We start from the raw sequence: 17,399 nt of genomic DNA on the forward strand, positions 1-17,399 counted from the left end.
AAGTTCTAAACCTTGTGGCAGATGGTTAATGCATTGAAGACTCTACATAACTTGCCCAGGGCGATCGCATAAATCTCACTGATGAAATGAACTTCTGATGAGTCGTCAGTCTTGTTTTGGGTCTAAAAACTTTAACTACCCAAGTCGATCGCAAAGATTTCATTGATGAGATGATTTTCTAATGAAGTGCAAGTTTTATTTGGCTAAAACTTAATTACGATCGCCTAACTCAAACGACAACGATAGAATTTTTGCTATGGATAGATTGGGAGCGATCGCTTGAAACAATAGATATGATTGCCACAGATTTTTTACAAAAAAATGGATAGGTAAAACCCATCCATAGACTAATACTCATGGCTTGTTCTGTAAGTAAGACTTCACTGCATATTAGAATTAGTCCTCATCCATTTCTGAATCTACTTGCTTAAGACGAATATGTTTGCGACCCAAGGAAATTTCAAATTCATCTCCCGGTCTTAATTCCATTTGCTTCGTGTAAGCAGCCCCAATCAACAAATTGCCATTTGCTTGAACACTAATGCGGTAGCTAGCACTGCGCCCTCCTCGCCCATTGCCCGATTGCTTGCCATCCACTTCAATTTCTTTTGCTTCTAGAAGGGCATTGTAAAACTTCATCATGTTGACGCGTACCACATCATTTTTAGTGATGGTGTAGTAGCCGCATTCTTTTGCCTTTTCTTCTTTCGTGTGATGCTCCAGTTCTTTGACTTTATTGAGAAGCGTTTCTCCTGTCAAAGGCTCGTTCTTTTTTTTCCTACTCATTATTCTGCATCTCAATTAACTGCGACAACTTGATATAATGCTACGCTAGCTGATAGATGCAGCGACATTTTACCTTCAGCTTTATATCAGCTTGCTAAATTATATACCCCTGTTACACCACTTTATTCTCTGAGTTATGACTCTCTCTTTTAGGTTGTGATTAAGGCTCGATTGTATCGGTTCAATTAATACATCGGCGAGAAAAGTGCTGGGCTTAAATGCATTAGCAATTTGACAAGTTGGTAAAGTTAATAACTCAGATATCAATTCTTTGAAAATCTATGAAGCTAACCACCCGTGGACACTATAGTGTTAAAGCTCTGCTCGACTTGACTTTGCAGCCTAAGCACCAACCCACTTCGGTGAAAGCGATCGCCCAACGCCAAAATTTACCTGCTCCCTATTTAGAAAAGCTGCTGATTGAACTCCGGCGCGCCGGATTAGTCGAATCGGTGCGAGGTGCCCAAGGCGGCTATCAACTAGCGCGATCGCCAGCACAAATTTCTTTGGGTCAAATTTTAGAAGCCGTGGGTGAAACCGTCGACCCTCTGCCTAAACATACCTTAGAGGCAGAACAATCTGAAGATTGGGTGACCCTAACGCTGTGGCATCGGCTTCACCAGAAGGTAAAAGAGTCGTTATACAAAATAACCTTAGAAGACCTTTATTATGATGCGCGAAGTTGGAAGGCATCTCAGGGCGAATCGACCAATTTTGTTGTTTAAGTTGACAAGCATCCTGTCTATTCGTCACAATAATGAACTGGTTATTAAATTGCTCGGATCAGGTTTTTGTTAAACGTAGAGAGAATCTACTACCTGTACGGCGTCTTTAGAGGAATTTTCATGACTTACGCAATTATTGAGACGGGCGGCAAACAGATTCGGGTTGAACCCGGTCGCTTTTATGACATAGAGCGTCTTGCTGTTGAGGTGGATGACACAGTAACCATTGAGCATGTTCTATTTGTAGATTTTGATGGAGAAGCCTCGGTGGGTCAGCCCATTGTGGCTGGAGCAACGGTACAAGGAACGGTGTTGCGCCACTTCCGCGATCGCAAGATCATTGTCTACAAAATGCAGCCTAAAAAGAAGACCCGCAAAAAGCAAGGGCACCGTCAAGAATTAACTCGGCTAATGGTTAATTCCATCAATATGGATGGTAAATCTGCTACCGCTCCTGACAGAGTAGAGGCTCCTATTCCTGCTGCATCTATTGCAGAGTAGTGCGTTAAAGTAATTTAGAGAGAAAGGTAGAGGAAACTATGGCTCACAAGAAAGGTACAGGTAGTACTCGTAACGGTCGGGATTCAAATGCTCAACGCTTGGGCGTTAAGCGCTATGGTGGGCAAGCTGTAAGAGCGGGCAATATTCTGGTTCGTCAGCGGGGCACCAAAATCCATCCGGGGCCCAACGTGGGTCGGGGCAGCGATGATACGCTGTTTGCTCTCGTTGATGGAGTCGTTACTTTTGAAAGAAAAGGTAAAGGACGCAAGAGAATCTGTGTTTATCCTCCTGTAGCTGCTGTTGCTGTTGAGGCGGTTGCCGTTGAGGCGGTTGCTGCATAGGCGATCGCTAGAGCGTTGGCACTAGGTTGTTCAATCAAATTTCTAGGGGGGTTATAGTCGAAAGGCTGTAACCCTTTTAAGTTGAAGTGTTTTTAGGTTGAGCTATCGCTGACCAGTCGAAGGAATTTGTCTAAATCCGCAAAGGTGCCAGCGTAGGTGCTAGTGGGCGTGTCATAGCCTTTTAGGTTGACGGTATATTGCTTGAAAAGGCTAAATTCAGATTCTGCCAAATACTCGTAGGTGGTTTCGCCAAAGGCAATGTCTAAGCCGATTTGCTTTGTAGAAGATTCCAGACGAAATGCTGCGTTGACTGTATCGCCCAAAGCGGTGTAATCGGGGCGATCGCCCGATCCGGTATTGCCGACCATGGCGTAACCTGTATTCAACCCTGCCCCAATTCGTACCGGAGCAGGCAATGGATATTTTTCATGAAGCTGGCTTGTCATTTTATGGAGGGCATTTAGGGCATTAGCGATTCGCACCATTTCTTGATGCTCAACTGCCTTAGCGCCATGAATCCAGACTGCCATTACCGCATCGCCAATATATTTATCAACCCAGCTTCCGTACTCTCGAATAATTTCTCCAGCACAGCGAAACCAAGTCCCAATCACTTCTGATAGCACCTTTTCATCTAACTGCCGCGTCATACCAGTAAAATTGCGAATATCAACAACTAGCACTGAAATGTAGCGGCGGACATGCAGCGTAGCAGTAGCCGAAATTTCGGGCATCTCCATGCCCACTGGGGTGACAAACAACTGGGTGACATCAGGACAATAAAAATCTAGTTCGGTTTGCCCAAAAGTGAGATGATCGCCATTTTGAAGTGTGACAGGCACACTGACTCGTCTGCCATTGACAAATGACCCGTTCCGACTGCCCAAATCAATGAGGTAAAATTCTCCATTTTCCATGCGCTGAAACATGGCATGGTTGCGCGAAATCCAGCGATCGGGCAACACGAAGTTGTTGTCGTCTCCCCGTCCTACTGTCCAGCAGGTAGTTCCAACTAAAGACAGGTAACGATTACCTGAATCAGTTTGCAGTATTAAGTGAGGGATGGGTTGTACAGTCATCAGCAGCGAAAAGTCCTGATTTAATCAGGGTTCATCCTTACTTTTCCCGTTTCAACCCACAACTATCCGCTGAATGGGTTTAGGAAAGATTCAATCATAGCCCTATTCCCGCCTCTCATTTCGTTAAAAGCTAACTGCGACGAACCAGAACAATCCATCTACTAATAACGTACTCAAAACGGCACCCGCAAAGACCCAGTGGTGAAGTTGCTGAGAGCGGAGAGGAATGCAGCCAATGATAAGCAGCGTTGCAATGAGGGCGATCGCCCAACCCACGCCCGAGGGAGTTTGAATCTGTGCTACAGCACTTTGAAAAATCGGTTGTAGACTATCTTGTAAACTGTCAGGTTCAACCTGCATGACCTGCCGCCAAGAGGGCAGGAGGTTCATCAAATAAAAGTAGGCATCGGTGATGGCAGTGCCTAGCAATGAGCCAAGGTAGAACCAGTTGCCTACTTTGCCCCAACCTTTTGCTAAGCAAATTATGGTGAAAGGAAGGGCGATCGCTTCAATAGGCAAATGCCACAAAGGTTCCCAGCGCAGCCAACCCCAGTAAATTGAACCTGCTAACCAGGTCAAGCTAAATCCCAGCAGCAAATCCCCTGTTAAGTAAGTAGAAGGTCGATTCCTGAGGAAAAGACTGAGCCATAGCCAGCCTAGCGTGGCAATTAAGCTAAATTCAGGAACAATCCTGACTAAGGGAGCCTGAAAAAACACTGGAACCGAGACGAGGAAAGCCGCGGCTGCAAAAAACTGCCATTTTCGAGATACCCATTTCTCTAAAGATAAAAGGGAAGAAAACCTGTCGCCCAAGCTGGGAAACGGGTCTGGATAGTTTTTTGTAGAAGGGGGCGTATAGGAGGACAAGGTTTTCTGATAGATTAGTTTATTTTTCTTAACATATCACATTTATATCCCTAGGGGGGGGATACGTTTTTCTATCATAGTGACATTCTTCCGGTTGCGCAGATCATTCCAAGGTAAGATTAACGGGGTATTTTGCGGCGACAATAACTCCATCAAACTTTGTAGCTGACAACTAGGACTTACCGTGGAATTTTTTCAACGCTTGTTTCAGGCAGTGGTTTTAGGAATTGTGCAAGGCATTACAGAGTTCCTGCCTATTAGCAGCACTGCCCATCTTTTGATATTTACCAAAGCACTGGGTTGGACAGATGTAGGACAAAAGTATTTTGTAGACGCAATTCAGTTTGGAAGTGTGATTGCTGTCGTACTGTACTTCTGGGTTGACATCCGTCAAATTTTGCCAGGGGGATTGGCGGCGGCTCGCCAAAAAGACTGGAACCGGGAAGAGTGGAAGCTTCTAGTCGGGATTGCGGTGGGCACACTGCCTGCATTAATCATGGGGTTAGTGGTCAAAAAACTATTGCCGGAAGATGCTCTAGAAAATGTCTTGCTGATTGCGATCGCCTCTATTGTCATGGCGTTGCTTTTGGGCTTGGCGGAGCAGGTGGGCAGCCGGAAACGTGGGTTTGATTCGCTACAAATTCAGGATGGAATTCTGGTGGGGTTTGGGCAGATGTTGGCGATCGTTCCAGGGGTCTCTCGCTCGGGTTCTACTTTAACCACTGCTTTATTTTTGGGCTTAGAGCGCCAGACCGCTGCTCGGTTTTCTTTTTTGTTAGGAATCCCGACCCTGACGATCGCCACTCTCTACCAATCTGTTGAAGCCTTTAGCAATGTTGATACCTCTATTGCTCTGATAGTGGGGATTGTCTCAACGTTCATTTTCTCCTACCTGTCAATCGCCTTCCTACTAAGGTTTTTACAGCGCAATAGTAATTGGGTGTTTGTGTGGTATCGACTAGCCTTTGGGGTATCGCTGTTGGTGACGATCGCCAATGGAGCGCTGACATAGACCGAGGAGAGGCGAAGCTTTCGAGTCTTAATTTCTGGCACTGTTGCACAATCTACAGCCCGAATATTTCGCCCCTCACCCATAGCCTGCCAGAACTACGGGTTCACAAAATACTATGGGTTCACAATACTACGGGTTCACAATGTACTCAGATGAAATACTCTCTGCTTTCCCAGATGCTACAAGCGCCTGGTAAATTAAAGCTGCTACCTCAGCCCGAGTCGTGGGTTGATCAGGCTTAAGCTGATCTAAGGCAGGATAATTGACTACAATATTTGACTCAGCCGCAGTTCCGGCTGCTGGGACTGCCCATTCTGGAATCTGAGCCCTATCTTGAAACAACGTCAAAACAACTTCCGGCTGCTCGGGACGAGGCAATCCTAGACCATTGACCAACGAAAGCAAAACTTGAAGCCGAGAAACCTCTTTGTTGGGTTGAAAGCCACCATCGGGATAGCCTTTCAAAAAGCCCTGTTTCACTGCCCCATCAATAGCTGGAGTTGCCCAAAAGTTCGCGGGTATGTCGGTAAAGGCGATCGCGCCCTGACTCTCTGGTTGGTCAAACGCTTTTTGCACTAAAACTGCGTACTCGGCGCGAGTCACTGACTGTTCCGGACGAAAGGTGCCATCAGGAGAACCCACAGCAATTCCGCGTTTTGCCAACCCTTCTATAAATGGACGTGCCCAATAGTCAGGGGGTACATCTGGAAAACTGGTAACCGCCGCGATCGGGGTGGCAGGGCTAGCAGTAGGCGCTGGAGATGCAGGCGCAGCACCCGATGCAACAACACCAGCAGCAGGTACAACGGCAGGGAGAACAGCGCCAATAAAGTTGCCATTGTTAACGCGATTGGGTTGCGTTGGCGACACAGTGCCTGAAACATTTGGCTGGACTGAGGCATTTGATTGGACGGTTGCTGGAACATTTCCTTGAGCAACAGCAGAGGGTTTAGCAACTGGAATAGGTGCTTGAACCGTGGGCGAAACTATTGTAAAAGCAGATCCTTGAGGCGATAGTAACCCTTCAGCAGGTGAGGCAACCGTGGGATTTAATGATTCTCCTATCAGCGCCAACTCTTCAGGTTGACGAGTCAACCCCCAGAAGAGGATAGAGCCGATCGCCCCAAATGCGACCAAGATGGCAATCATTTCGTCAAAACCAAGGGGCTTTTTACGCGAGGGCTGAGTAGAAGCTTGATCAGGTTGTTCTGACATGATGACCATCCTGCAATGTGATTGTGGGTCTTGAATAATCTCGGCAGTCAAATTAAAGTGCCTAAATTATCCCATAGGTGTTAAAAAATCGGCGCTGCTGAATGCAATATGAAAATCATGTTCCCCTACCCTCGCAGGGAAGGGGCTAGGGGTTAGGTTTCGACAACACAGCGAGACAGACCTCTCCCTAAATCCCTCTCCTAAAGGAAAGGGACTTTGAAGGATTCATATTTTGATTCAGCAATGCCAAAAAATCATGTAGGGTCGGAAAACTTTGCTTTTAGGTTGATACAGGTTTATTATGGGTCAACCTGTGATCCCCACGGACAAGCAGCAGACCGGATGGCGGTGTAGGTTGTGCTGAAAATGAGCCTACTCAAGTCTTCCAAGTCAGCCGTCCAGCGTCAAGAGTTAAAATTGACATCTGTAGAAGGCTTTGCCACGTAGGGAGCGATCGCCTCATCCCTACTTTGTTTCAAGAGCTTTTGGCTATCAACATTGAAACCATGGATCAGCATTTCTCGCAATTTATGCAGTTGCAGAGTTGATATTTGATCTAACCTCTACTTTTCATCACCAACTCACCTTTAGGAATTAGCGGATCGCTTGCCAACTCTGCGGTAATTAACATCTGAGCAACATCTTTACTACAAACTGCCTCTGGAGCCGACCAACTGACGATCGCCCCAGCATTAAACTCGCCGCAATAGGTCGGCTTTGTTGCACTCGCCGCGATCGCCCATAAGCGATAAACTTGCCCTTGAGGCAACTGAGGTAAGTCATTCACAATCGTTATCTGATTTTTTGCCGGAACGACGACCAGGCTGCCAGAGGTTTGTTGAGTTCCTTCAAGGGCATAAAGCTGAGCATTGGGTTGTTTTAGCGCTGCCGTTAAAGCCGCATCATTTTTGGCTGCCTGTTGTAATTGCCCAATCATGGTTTGGTTTTGTTGCATTTGTTGGTGCAACCGATAGTTATCAACAGCAAGAGTAACCAGGAGAAGAGCAGCGATCGCCCCACCCACGTTTTTCCAAAGCACATTCTTTCTAGGTTTTTGAGAAGAAGGAAGCGATCGCTCCTCCCGAAAAATTCCTACAGGTTTTTTATCTGCCTGAGCTTGGCTCAAAATCGTAGTTCGTAAATGCGGCGGCGGTTCTGGTTCTGGCAAAGCATAAGGCATCAGCGCTAAGACCTCTTGAAAGTGGTCTACTTCTGAGGTGAGGTCAGGGTTTTCAGATAGCAGCCGTTGTAATAATTCAGCTTCCTCAGAGCTAAGGTCACCGAGGGCATATCCTGCCATCAGTTCTTGCCAATTTTCAGGAAGAGGAGAGTAGGTCATGGCACATCAGAAAGGGGAAAACGGGGGCTAGTAGGAGTAGCCATAGTGGAGGAATTTCAATGGGGCTTTTTTTAAACTTGATGCTGCAAGGTTTGACGCAACTTCAATAGTCCTTGACGAGAGCGAGTTTTAACCGTTCCTAAGGGAATATTAAGTCGCTTGGCAATCTCAGATTGACTCAATCCTTCGTAGTAGGCAATTTCTAGGATAAGTCGCTCTGATTCAGGTAGCTGTGACATAGCGTCTCTCACAAGCTGCGATCGCTCTCCCATGGAAGCTTGTTCTAATGGAGTAACAACCGTCTCGTTTTTAACAATGCCCTGCCACCGTTGAATAAATCGTAGCTTTGTACCACGCGATCGCAATTTGTCGATAGACCGGGAACGGGTCATCGTCGTTAAAAAACTACTTAGGGAACCCCGATTAGGGTTATAGGCATCTCGTCGCCAAAGCGTCAGAAAAACTTCTTGGGTGATATCTTCAGCCTCCTCCGAGTTGCCCAGGATTTTATAAGCCAGACCGTACACCAGCCTAGAATAACGATCATAAAGGCTGCCCAGAGCATTCACTTGTCCCTCTCCCAGTGCGATCAGGAGATCAAGGTCTGAGGGTGAATGAGTAGCTTTAATTGCAGACGAGTCTAAATCCATAGGTTTTAGAGAATAACGCTCAGACAGGACAGCATTTTTTGTGCTGCCCTACCTTATAAGCGACTTTATATAGTACGGGGACTTAGGCAAATTGGATGATTGAGCTATTTTCCGCGCTCGGCTTGCCGCATTTCTTCTACCATTTGGGGGTTGCGCCGCAGATAGGTGAAAAACAGCAGGATGGAGAAGCCAATAATTAGAGGGCCTGAAATTCCTCCTGCAACCGTATTGTAGATGCCATGGAGGGTAGCGGCGATCGCGATTCCCAGCGTTAAGATAATGCCCTGACGCGATCGATTGATGGCAGCCAAGCCCATAAAGTAGCCAACAATGCCCGCCAAAACAGCATGAAACAGCGGTAAGGAAACAAACCGAATGGTATTTGCCGCCACATAAGAGCCAAACCCTAAATTGCCAGCCGTCAAGCCAAACGCATAGCGGATCGAGTAAGCAGCGCCTTCGGCGATCGCAAACCCCAGTCCCGACATTGACCCATAAAAAGCTGCACTATGCGGATCGCTCAACTTTTGCTGACGTAACAGCAAAAAGTAGACAGGTAGCGCCTTACAAACTTCTTCTAAAAGCCCTACCCCAAAAATGCTTCCTAGCAACCGATGAACAAAACCCAGCTTAGAGACTTCATAAAGCTCAGTAAACGGTGGAATGCGTTGAAACACTAGCAAAATAGGAATGCCAATGAAAGCAGTAAACAGCAGACATTTCAGCGTATTGCTCCAAGAAAATTGGGGCGGCTGAATGAGGTGATGCAGCACTACTCCTAAAATTGAGGCGTAATAAATTCCTAGCAGCCAGGTTGTTTGCGTTAAAGTGGCTTTTTCTGAGACCAGGTTAACCACTAAGGGAAACAGCACAAAAAAAAGCAGCAGCCGGATATTGGGGCTTTGATAAAGTTCTGGGTTGAAAACGTCTTGGTAGGGCAGAAAAGAAGCCCAGTGAAACTGTCGCAACTTTTCCCATAAACCTCGCGCTGGCTTGAACGGAGCGATCGCCCCAAAACTTCTCTCCTTAGGCACCACCACCAGCGCAACTAAAGCATGAGTCACATGAGGCTTTTCAAACTGGGGCTGTTCTATCTGAAGTTCAGGTTGCAGATTTTCGAGCGCTGGAAGAATAAATTCCTGCGACCAGGTTGGAGCCGCCTCGCCAAGCTGCTGACTGTAGACTCTTACCAGTTTGACTGAAGGAATCCTGAGGCTAGTAATTTGCTTTTGAATAAATTGGACGAATGCGGGCTGTGATAACGGGCGGGAAGAACACAGCAAGATCTTGAGGCATTGATCTCGGAGCAGCAGTTTTGCATTGATTCCTCTAGGCTGTAGCTGGCGATTTAGAACCTGGGCGATCGCCCCCAGGTCGCCTTGTTGAGCTTTGACCAAATCCGACTGAACCATTCCCGCCATTTTCAGCAACCTAGCAAAAAAGCATCTTTTAGATTACTTAGAATAGCCTGGATCGCACAGCAGAACCGAAAACAGAGCTTAAGAATGGCACATCTATACTTTAAGGCAACACGTTAATTTGTCCCCCCACCCAAAGCCTTCCTGGCTCTAGTCGAAGTTCCTGAAGCTCCACATCAGTTCCTAGCTCCACTTCATAATCCTCCATTTCTGCGAATGAAGTTTCCCCAGCAATACAAGCCCAAAGGTGTGGCTGTTCCAACTTCAATTGGTTTCCAGAGACAAGGCGCAGTCGTGTCCGCAGCGTTGTAGAAACGGATGGAGTCGATCGCCAATTTAGCTTGAGTGTGACTTGATCGTGGTCAATCATCGCCTGAGCCTCTTGCAATGCTAAAGGAGCTTTCATGGCTTGCGCAAGATTTTCAGGCAGCAAACAGGAAAATTCTTTCAGCCAAATGGAAAAGAAGTCTGCTAAAGAATTTGCTAGTAAAGGCGATTGAAGCGAAGCATTCAGATCAGTTTCATTCCACCACAATCTGCCGCGAATGGGCACAACGTTCAATAACCGCAAGGGTTTCCCCTTTAAAACTTGTCCTAAGTTAATGCGAATGGCTTCTCCTGTTAACTCTATCTGGCTGAGATAAAACCCTTTGTAAACCGCTTGATGAGCCCCGATCGCCACTTTAGGAATGTAGCCCGCTAAGATTTGACGATCGCTCCCTTCAATTTGAAACTCTAGTGCTTCCACCGATTCAACCTGCGAGCGTAACCAAAGACCTACGGCTGGGGAAAGCACTTTACTAATCAGAGAAATTGAGGGGCGATCGGGCGGGGAAGACATGCAAAATAGAGAAAATATGAACTGCTGCCTATGGTAAGGCGGATAGAGAGCAGAAAAAATTGATGTCACAATTTCCTGACATAACCTATGTATGGATCGATCCCAAACTTCATTAAATGTTATGAATCCTTAACACAACGATCCCCACTTTGGTTGAAAATCCGTCCATCCTTGTGAAATCAAGTCTCCTAGCCTCTTGCGTCTTTAGGCAACTTTCTGCATGATGATAGACAAAAGCGATCCCCAAGTTTTCAAAGGAAATCTGCTCAACCTGTATTTTTGTGCTTCAGCATAGAGACGCAGCAGTGCAAAGGTTCAGGGCGATCGAAACTCGTTCACTCAGTAGGGCTTCAAAACCAGTTACCAGACCAGTTACCAGTTAACTGTCTTCGTTATTAAATTAAGTTCTTTGCACCCAAAACTCTAAAAGGATGTCTGAGAAGTATCAAAGATTCTTACATTCGCCCCCTAACCCCCCATTTTGGGGCAGGGACTTCCGAGCCACTCCTTCTTCAAAGTCCCCCAAAATGGGGGATTTAGGGGGCGGATTGGATAGCAACTTAGACTTCTCAGACAACCTCTAAGAATTTACTGACTAGTGTTAGCAAAAATCTTCAGCTTGATGCGTTGGCATTAATCTGAGCGTCTTGATGCCACATCCGGAGGTTAATCTCATGTCCATAGAACGTCCCCCCTTAGAAGAAATGACCCTTCGGCAACTTCGTCGAGTTGCCAGTGAATATGGTGTTTCTCGTTACAGTCGAATGCGTAAAGATCAATTGCTGACCTCGATTCAGGAAGCTCAGCGTCATCGGCTCCTCAGTTTATCTCGTCCTATAGGGGCTCAAACAGAAGTGGAAGAAGTAAAGTTTGATGTTGGTCAGTCCGATCGCGCTGAGGTTTCCCTAACCGCAGTAGATGAAGGTTTGGCAGAGTTGCCCCAAGGGTATGACGAGAGCCGCATTATTCTGATGCCCCGTGATTCTCAGTGGGCGTACACCTACTGGGATATCTCTAATGACCAAAAGCAGGAACTGCGTCACCAAGGAGGTTTGCGTTTAGCGCTACGATTCTACGATGTAACTAATATTGATATCGCCAGCCAAAAGCCCCACAGTCTTCAGCAGTACGAGTGCGACGAGATATCACGGGAATGGTACTTACCCGTTCCAGTCAGCGATCGGGAGTACATGGTCGAAATTGGCTACCTCACGGGCGATGGTCGTTGGCTGCTTTTGGCTCGTTCTGCTCCTGCGCGCATTCCTCCTGTTTATCCCTCTGACTGGACTGACGACCAATTCATTGCCGTTTCTTGGGATGAAGACTTGCGTAGCAAGACCTTCTTACAACTAGCTAATCCTGCAACAACTAAGCGCCGCGAAAGTAGCCCCCCTGCTTACCAAGAAGCGTTCACGATCGCCGAATCCGCTGAGGAGCAGCGCGTAGCGGGTTCTGTCTTTAGTTCTGTGCACCAGGTGCCTGAACAAGCGGTTAGCTCCTATGTTTTCCCTTCAGGCGCAGGCTGGGCAAGTGCAATTCCTACCACATCTGGGATTGGCATGTCCGGGTCGGGTCTTATGACAGCAGGTGCGGTAAGCACAATGTCGGGGATTGGGATGTCTGGAATCGGCATGTCGGGGGTCGGCATGTCGGAAATGACAATGTCGGGAGTGGGGATGTCGGGAGTGGGGATGTCGGGAGTGGGGATGTCGGGAGTAGGCTTCTCTGCTTCTTCAATACGTCCTCGCCAGTTTTGGTTAGTAGCCGATGCTGAACTAATTGTCTATGGTGCAACAGAGCCTGATGCTGTCGTTACAATTGGGGGTCGTCCGGTTCAACTCAATTCAGATGGAACGTTTCGCTTCCAAATGTCTTTCCAAGACGGGGTTATTGATTTCCCCATCTTCGCGATCGCAGCAGATGGGGAACAAAGTCGGGCAGTTCACTTAAAGTTTGAGCGTGAAACCCCTGAGCGTCAAACGAATACAAAGGAAGAAGCGATTCCTGAGTGGGTAATGAGCTAAAACTTAGGTATTGAGCAAAAGCCCCGAAATTCTTCAAGAGCTTCGGGGCTTTTGTTTAGACAGGAGTTGCTGTGCGGTTGTTGTAGAGGCTCATTGCTTTGGGAATACCTTGCTTAAGGCTCATTTCTACAGCCCCTCCAATCAGGTTAAGAACTTCGGGTAAAAGGCGTTCTTCGCTAGATGAGAAACGCCCCAAGACATGAGAAATAACTTGCTTGTCAGGCTCTCCATCTTTAGGAGCACCAATGCCAATGCGGAGGCGGGGAAAGTTCTGGCTTCCAAGGTGGGCGATCGCCGACTTCATGCCATTATGACCTCCCGCCGAACCAGATTGACGTAGCCGAATTTTACCTAGCGGCAAATCCATGTCGTCATAAATCACCAACACTGCCTCAGCAGGCAATTTATACCAATCCATGACTGCCCGAATGGACTGCCCAGACAGATTCATAAATGTAGTGGGCTTCAGCAAGCGCATCTTACCCGACACTGCTCGACCTTCCCCAAAAATTCCTTGAAACTTACGATTTTCTGCCAGATTGATCTGCCAGGTACGTGCTAGAGCATCGATCGCCACAAAGCCAACATTGTGGCGAGTTTGGTCGTACTTGCTGCCAGGATTTCCCAATCCCACAATCAACTGAGGAACCACGACAGGAGTATTGCTTTCGGTCATAGCTTTGGTAGACAGAACCTAACTCTGCTGCGGTTGATTAACTGGCTCTGCGTTTTCAGGAGCTACGCCTAGAGCTTCTTGGGTGGCTTCCTCATTAGCTTTCTCACTGACTTCTTCAATCACTTCAGCAGATTCAGCAGAGGTTGCCGCCTCAGAAAGCACCTTTGGCTCTAGGGTTGCTTTCATAGGCTCGTTAATCGTTCTCTCAATCTGTTCTGCTTCTCGCTTAAACTCACTCTCAAATTCTTTGGAAGCATCTTGAAAGCTGCGAACGGTTTTTCCGAGGCTACGTCCAATTTCTGGCAGCTTTTTGGGCCCAAAGACCAGCAGGGCTAAGACCATAATCAAAGCCATTTCGGGTAAGCCAATGCCAAAGACATTCATCTCAACTTCCTCTTGCAATACATGCTAATCACTACTAACACAAAAAGCCCCGGACATGCCGGGGACGTTTAAGCAAAGTCGATTTAATTTTGGCAAAGCTCAATACAGCAAAGCTAAAAGTATAGCTAAAGCTAATAGAACTCTACCAATCGACCTTGACGTTCTCCAAAATCAAGGAGGAATTATAGATCTGCAAGATAATTAACAAGAAGACCAAAAACAATCCCATGAAAACGCCCATTACTGGAGTGGTTCCCCAACCGGGGGAAACTTTTCCATACTCAGCATTGAGGGGCTTGAGGATATCTCCTAACCGAGTCCGCTGTGCCATGAGTGCCCTTTTATAATTCTGATAGGTTTTAACAATCCGTCATATTATAAGAATACTACTATTGAGAATACTTCAACATATGGAGACTGCAACAGTTATTAGCATTACTATCGGGGCGTTCCTGGTGGGCATCACGGGCTTATCGGTCTATACTGCTTTTGGACCACCCTCCAAAAGCTTGGATGATCCGTTTGAGGATCATGAAGACTAGTCTGGGCTAAGGTTTGAACGCTTTATCTTTATTGCAAACAAAAGCGATCGCCTTCTGTAGAGAGCGATCGCTTTTCAGTCAGATAAATTCAAATCTAGCTCTTAGTCACGAGCTACGCTTGCTCAGCGCCTGCTGCTTGACGACGGCGACGCAGCAACACACCCACTACACCCATACCAACCAGACCCAAAGTAACAGTAGGCTCAGGCACAGGCTTGATCAAGTTCTCAACGTTGCCTTTGCCAATATCTAAGACAAAAACAGCATCGTTGAAGTCGCGGTCAGACTGTTGATTGTTACCGCCTTTAGCGCCTTTCTCGCCCCACAGGTCTTCAAAACCTAGCATGATGTAGTTTTCATAAGCATAGGCAACGACATGCTGAAGACCATCACCGTTAGACTCGGTCTTAGTTCCAAAGATATTTTGACCGCCACTTTTGCCGTTAGACCTTAGCCAGAAGTCGAGCTGAGTACCAGCCGCGATGTTGCCCATATTAACACCATCACCCTTCTTGAGAGGCCCATCGCTGTTAGACAGAATAGATTCAGTTGAGGCAATATCGTTAAAGAGCAAGTTGGAAGTTTTTTGTCCCGTTGCAGAAGTTGCTTCGTAAGCGAGTTGGTTTCTAAAACCAGCGCCTTCATTGATGAAGTAAGCAGAAACGTTATGAGCATATTTCAGGAGAAGCTTGCTGGGATCAAGCATGACTTGATGCGCACCAGTTAGTTCTAGTCTCTCCTTCTGAACATAGGACTGGAAAGGAACATCATTAAACCCAGTTTGAGACTTGCTGTAGATGGTGGGCTGTGTCCAAGAGTTATTCCAAGAAAAAGCCGATGCAGGAGCTACAGTTGCGACCATGCCAACAACGGTAGCAGTAGCGGTTAGTAAGCCAGTCAAAAGTGCAGTTTTCATAGGTCAGGTTAATCAGGATCAATTCAGGACAATGGAGTACACATCAAACCACGGAGAGCCGTATGTGTCTTCTTACACTTTGTAACAAGCCAGTTTGCTGATTGGCTGTTTTTTAAGTAAGCCTTGTTTTGTTCTTCAAAAAGCACTGAAATACTGAGTTTTTGGCTTTTTGTACGATCAGTAAAAACCTAGAACATCGGGAGGTTTATTTTTTTGAATACTGAGAAAGTTTGTGTGAAAAAGACGGGCAGAGAACGGAAATGCGATCGCTCCTTGCCCATCTTAAGTAATTAGCCTGAGATGCTGATGTTTCTGGCTATGGAGTTGTGGGAGCTTGAGGAATTATGAGGGGTGGTTGAGGAGTTGTGGGAGCTTGAGGAATGGTAGGATTCTGAGGAACCGGGGGTAGTTGAGGAATCGTAGAAGGTTGAGGAATGGTAGGATTCTGAGGAATCGGGGGAGCTTGAGGAGTGGTAGAAGATTGAACCCTGACGCAGTTGAGCATTCTTAGAGTCGCTGCTGCTGCATAGTTGCGCTGGGCGGCACTGTCAGGGACAAAGTTGTTGCCTTGTTCGTTGAAGGGCGATGCCACCCCGCAGTAGGTGGACATTTGCTCAATTAACGCCCTAGCCCAGTGCGCATTGGTGTCGGCAAAGTTTTGAGCGGGACGATCGCCTTGAAGTTCTCCCGTTTGACCTTGTAAGATTTTGGCGTACTCTGCGGCTCGGCGCATGACTGCCATGAGTTCTGCCCGCGTAACCGGTTGAGAGGGGCGGAAACTGCCATCTTGGTAGCCAGTGACGATGTTATTAGCTTTGGCAAATTGAATTTTGGCTGCACTCCAACGAATCGAGGTGACATCGTTGTAGGGGTTGCCTGTTGCAGGAATGATATTGAGATCGATGTTAGGTAGGCTATCGAGTGCGCCTAATACCATTGAAACAAGCTGTTCGCGCGTGAGCGCAGCTAGAGGGCGAAAAGTATTATCTTCGGAGAAACCCGAGATAAAGCCAATATCGACGGCTTGATTAATTTCTTCAAGGTAGATGTCATTAAAAGTGTCGTTAAAACGGCTAACTGGCGCTTCGCTGAGGTCTGCATTGGGATCAATGGGGGCGATGCTGTCGCTAGTGATATAGACATGACCCAGAGTTCGATCGCCCAGAGTCCGTTTTGTAAAACGCCAGCCTTCATTGAGAGTAATCTTGGCAAAATCTGTGGTTATGCCACCCGTACGACCAATGAGCAGTTCTTCACTACTGCGATCGCGCGGTGCCCCCACTAGAACTAAGTCTCCTGCTCGGCGCAGAACGCGCAGACTGTAGCGGAGGTCGAGGTCTTCTCCAGCCATACGGACTGAGTAGCCATTGCCATCGGTGCTGCGACCACAAATGCCTGTGAAGTCAAACTGGAGCAGTAAAGGACTAATGAGAGTGGGAGCAAAGCCCGATTCTAACCAGCAGGGACGAGCATCAGTTATTTGTTCGACCACGAGGAGTTGGTGGGCTTCGCCGTTTCGGTAGGGAGAGGCGATCGCAATAAATCTGCTTTGATCAACTTCTTGTTGACCAAATTGACTGACAGCATTACTAGGAAGGATGGCAACTGTGCTGGCTGTCAGAGCGGCGAGGGTTACAACCCAACGAATGGTCGGCTTCATAGTCTAGTTCTCAAGGATAATTCTGAAATAAATTCTGTCATGAAATAGAAAGCTGGAGAGAGTCAACCTATCTCTATGCCTTAGTTTGCTAAAAGTAACGGATTCCTACCACCCAACTTTATTAATAATCATTGAGAAGCTCGACAACAAGACTAAGGTTTTTAGTGCCCTAGAGTACATTAGTTTTTCTGTCTCTTCGCCTGTATATGGAAGGCTTTAGGCAGTGTCGCAGCCTGTAGTAGTTGAAGGGGTAGCAACAGAAAAAAATTATGAATGGCAGTAGATTAATGACTTCTCCATAATATTGCTGAGAACTAGGTAATGAATGAGACAGTGAATAATTTTTAAAGATGCAGATCAAAGACGAACTCAGTTAGCAATCGTTTTGAATAGTCTTAGAATGCACTCTTAGGGGTGTGGTAT

19 protein-coding genes are annotated in these 17,399 nt (G+C 46.9%); 6 read left to right on the forward strand and 13 right to left on the reverse strand.

All coding sequences use genetic code 11. The annotated features are described in order from the left end of the window. Positions 1 to 396: 396 nt before the first annotated feature. Positions 397 to 786 carry an AbrB family transcriptional regulator gene (locus tag KME11_08110; GenBank protein ID MBW4515174.1) on the reverse strand — a complete coding sequence of 130 codons (390 nt, stop codon included), beginning with the start codon at positions 784 to 786 and terminating at the stop codon, positions 397 to 399. Positions 787 to 1,067: 281 nt separating this feature from the next. On the opposite strand from KME11_08110, the gene KME11_08115 reads away from it, so the two are divergent. The 3 genes from KME11_08115 to rpmA all read left to right on the forward strand — a co-directional run bounded on the left by KME11_08115 (position 1,068) and on the right by rpmA (position 2,353). After that, the gene (locus KME11_08115) at positions 1,068 to 1,511 is read left to right on the forward strand and encodes an RrF2 family transcriptional regulator (protein MBW4515175.1); all 444 of its coding nucleotides are present in this window, start codon (positions 1,068 to 1,070) and stop codon (positions 1,509 to 1,511) included. Between the two features lie 120 nt (positions 1,512 to 1,631). Then, on the forward strand, positions 1,632 to 2,012 hold the full coding sequence (gene rplU, locus KME11_08120; GenBank protein MBW4515176.1) for a 50S ribosomal protein L21: 381 nt from the start codon (positions 1,632 to 1,634) through the stop codon (positions 2,010 to 2,012). 38 nt (positions 2,013 to 2,050) lie between these two features. Continuing rightward, positions 2,051 to 2,353, forward strand: coding sequence for a 50S ribosomal protein L27 (gene rpmA / locus KME11_08125; GenBank protein MBW4515177.1), 303 nt, complete (start codon positions 2,051 to 2,053; stop codon positions 2,351 to 2,353). 92 nt (positions 2,354 to 2,445) lie between these two features. On the opposite strand, the gene KME11_08130 is transcribed toward rpmA, so the two are convergent. Further along, positions 2,446 to 3,432, reverse strand: coding sequence for an adenylate/guanylate cyclase domain-containing protein (locus KME11_08130; protein ID MBW4515178.1), 987 nt, complete (start codon positions 3,430 to 3,432; stop codon positions 2,446 to 2,448). Positions 3,433 to 3,555: 123 nt separating this feature from the next. Next, on the reverse strand, positions 3,556 to 4,245 hold the full coding sequence (locus KME11_08135) for a DUF3120 domain-containing protein (GenBank protein ID MBW4515179.1): 690 nt from the start codon (positions 4,243 to 4,245) through the stop codon (positions 3,556 to 3,558). Positions 4,246 to 4,483: 238 nt separating this feature from the next. Between KME11_08135 and KME11_08140 the strand changes: the two genes are divergently transcribed. Next, on the forward strand, positions 4,484 to 5,311 hold the full coding sequence (locus KME11_08140) for an undecaprenyl-diphosphate phosphatase (GenBank protein ID MBW4515180.1): 828 nt from the start codon (positions 4,484 to 4,486) through the stop codon (positions 5,309 to 5,311). 129 nt (positions 5,312 to 5,440) lie between these two features. Here the strand turns inward: KME11_08140 and KME11_08145 are convergent, their stop codons facing one another. From KME11_08145 to KME11_08165, 5 genes are all read right to left on the reverse strand, one after another. Further along, positions 5,441 to 6,526, reverse strand: coding sequence for an S-layer homology domain-containing protein (locus KME11_08145; GenBank protein MBW4515181.1), 1,086 nt, complete (start codon positions 6,524 to 6,526; stop codon positions 5,441 to 5,443). Positions 6,527 to 7,082: 556 nt separating this feature from the next. Then, positions 7,083 to 7,865, reverse strand: coding sequence for an anti-sigma factor (locus KME11_08150; GenBank protein ID MBW4515182.1), 783 nt, complete (start codon positions 7,863 to 7,865; stop codon positions 7,083 to 7,085). A 71-nt stretch (positions 7,866 to 7,936) separates the two neighbouring features. Next, on the reverse strand, positions 7,937 to 8,515 hold the full coding sequence (locus tag KME11_08155) for a sigma-70 family RNA polymerase sigma factor (GenBank protein ID MBW4515183.1): 579 nt from the start codon (positions 8,513 to 8,515) through the stop codon (positions 7,937 to 7,939). A gap of 104 nt (positions 8,516 to 8,619) precedes the next feature. Then, the gene (locus tag KME11_08160) at positions 8,620 to 9,927 is read right to left on the reverse strand and encodes a PrsW family intramembrane metalloprotease (GenBank protein MBW4515184.1); all 1,308 of its coding nucleotides are present in this window, start codon (positions 9,925 to 9,927) and stop codon (positions 8,620 to 8,622) included. Positions 9,928 to 10,036: 109 nt separating this feature from the next. After that, positions 10,037 to 10,774, reverse strand: a complete 738-nt coding sequence (locus tag KME11_08165; protein ID MBW4515185.1) for a DUF2993 domain-containing protein — start codon at positions 10,772 to 10,774, stop codon at positions 10,037 to 10,039. A 674-nt stretch (positions 10,775 to 11,448) separates the two neighbouring features. Here KME11_08165 and KME11_08170 point away from each other — a divergent pair. After that, positions 11,449 to 12,798, forward strand: coding sequence for a DUF4912 domain-containing protein (locus KME11_08170; GenBank protein ID MBW4515186.1), 1,350 nt, complete (start codon positions 11,449 to 11,451; stop codon positions 12,796 to 12,798). A 55-nt stretch (positions 12,799 to 12,853) separates the two neighbouring features. Here the strand turns inward: KME11_08170 and pth are convergent, their stop codons facing one another. The 3 genes from pth to psbH form a co-directional block, all read right to left on the reverse strand. Further along, positions 12,854 to 13,474 (reverse strand): aminoacyl-tRNA hydrolase, encoded by a 621-nt coding sequence (pth, locus tag KME11_08175; protein MBW4515187.1) that lies wholly within the window; start codon positions 13,472 to 13,474, stop codon positions 12,854 to 12,856. Positions 13,475 to 13,492: 18 nt separating this feature from the next. After that, positions 13,493 to 13,858, reverse strand: coding sequence for a TatA/E family twin arginine-targeting protein translocase (locus tag KME11_08180; GenBank protein MBW4515188.1), 366 nt, complete (start codon positions 13,856 to 13,858; stop codon positions 13,493 to 13,495). A gap of 142 nt (positions 13,859 to 14,000) precedes the next feature. Next, the gene (psbH, locus tag KME11_08185; protein ID MBW4515189.1) at positions 14,001 to 14,189 is read right to left on the reverse strand and encodes a photosystem II reaction center protein PsbH; all 189 of its coding nucleotides are present in this window, start codon (positions 14,187 to 14,189) and stop codon (positions 14,001 to 14,003) included. A 79-nt stretch (positions 14,190 to 14,268) separates the two neighbouring features. Between psbH and psbN the strand changes: the two genes are divergently transcribed. Continuing rightward, positions 14,269 to 14,400 carry a photosystem II reaction center protein PsbN gene (gene psbN, locus KME11_08190; GenBank protein ID MBW4515190.1) on the forward strand — a complete coding sequence of 44 codons (132 nt, stop codon included), beginning with the start codon at positions 14,269 to 14,271 and terminating at the stop codon, positions 14,398 to 14,400. 112 nt (positions 14,401 to 14,512) lie between these two features. Here the strand turns inward: psbN and KME11_08195 are convergent, their stop codons facing one another. Together KME11_08195 and KME11_08200 are read right to left on the reverse strand one after the other, a co-directional pair. Then, positions 14,513 to 15,316 carry a DUF4114 domain-containing protein gene (locus KME11_08195; protein MBW4515191.1) on the reverse strand — a complete coding sequence of 268 codons (804 nt, stop codon included), beginning with the start codon at positions 15,314 to 15,316 and terminating at the stop codon, positions 14,513 to 14,515. Between the two features lie 316 nt (positions 15,317 to 15,632). Beyond that, a complete protein-coding gene (locus tag KME11_08200; protein MBW4515192.1) occupies positions 15,633 to 16,976 on the reverse strand; it encodes a DUF3747 domain-containing protein in 1,344 nt (447 codons plus the stop codon). Positions 16,977 to 17,399 lie beyond the last annotated feature (423 nt).

It is taken from the genome of Timaviella obliquedivisa GSE-PSE-MK23-08B (assembly GCA_019358855.1).
Taxonomy (GTDB): Bacteria; Cyanobacteriota; Cyanobacteriia; order Elainellales; family Elainellaceae; genus Timaviella; species Timaviella obliquedivisa.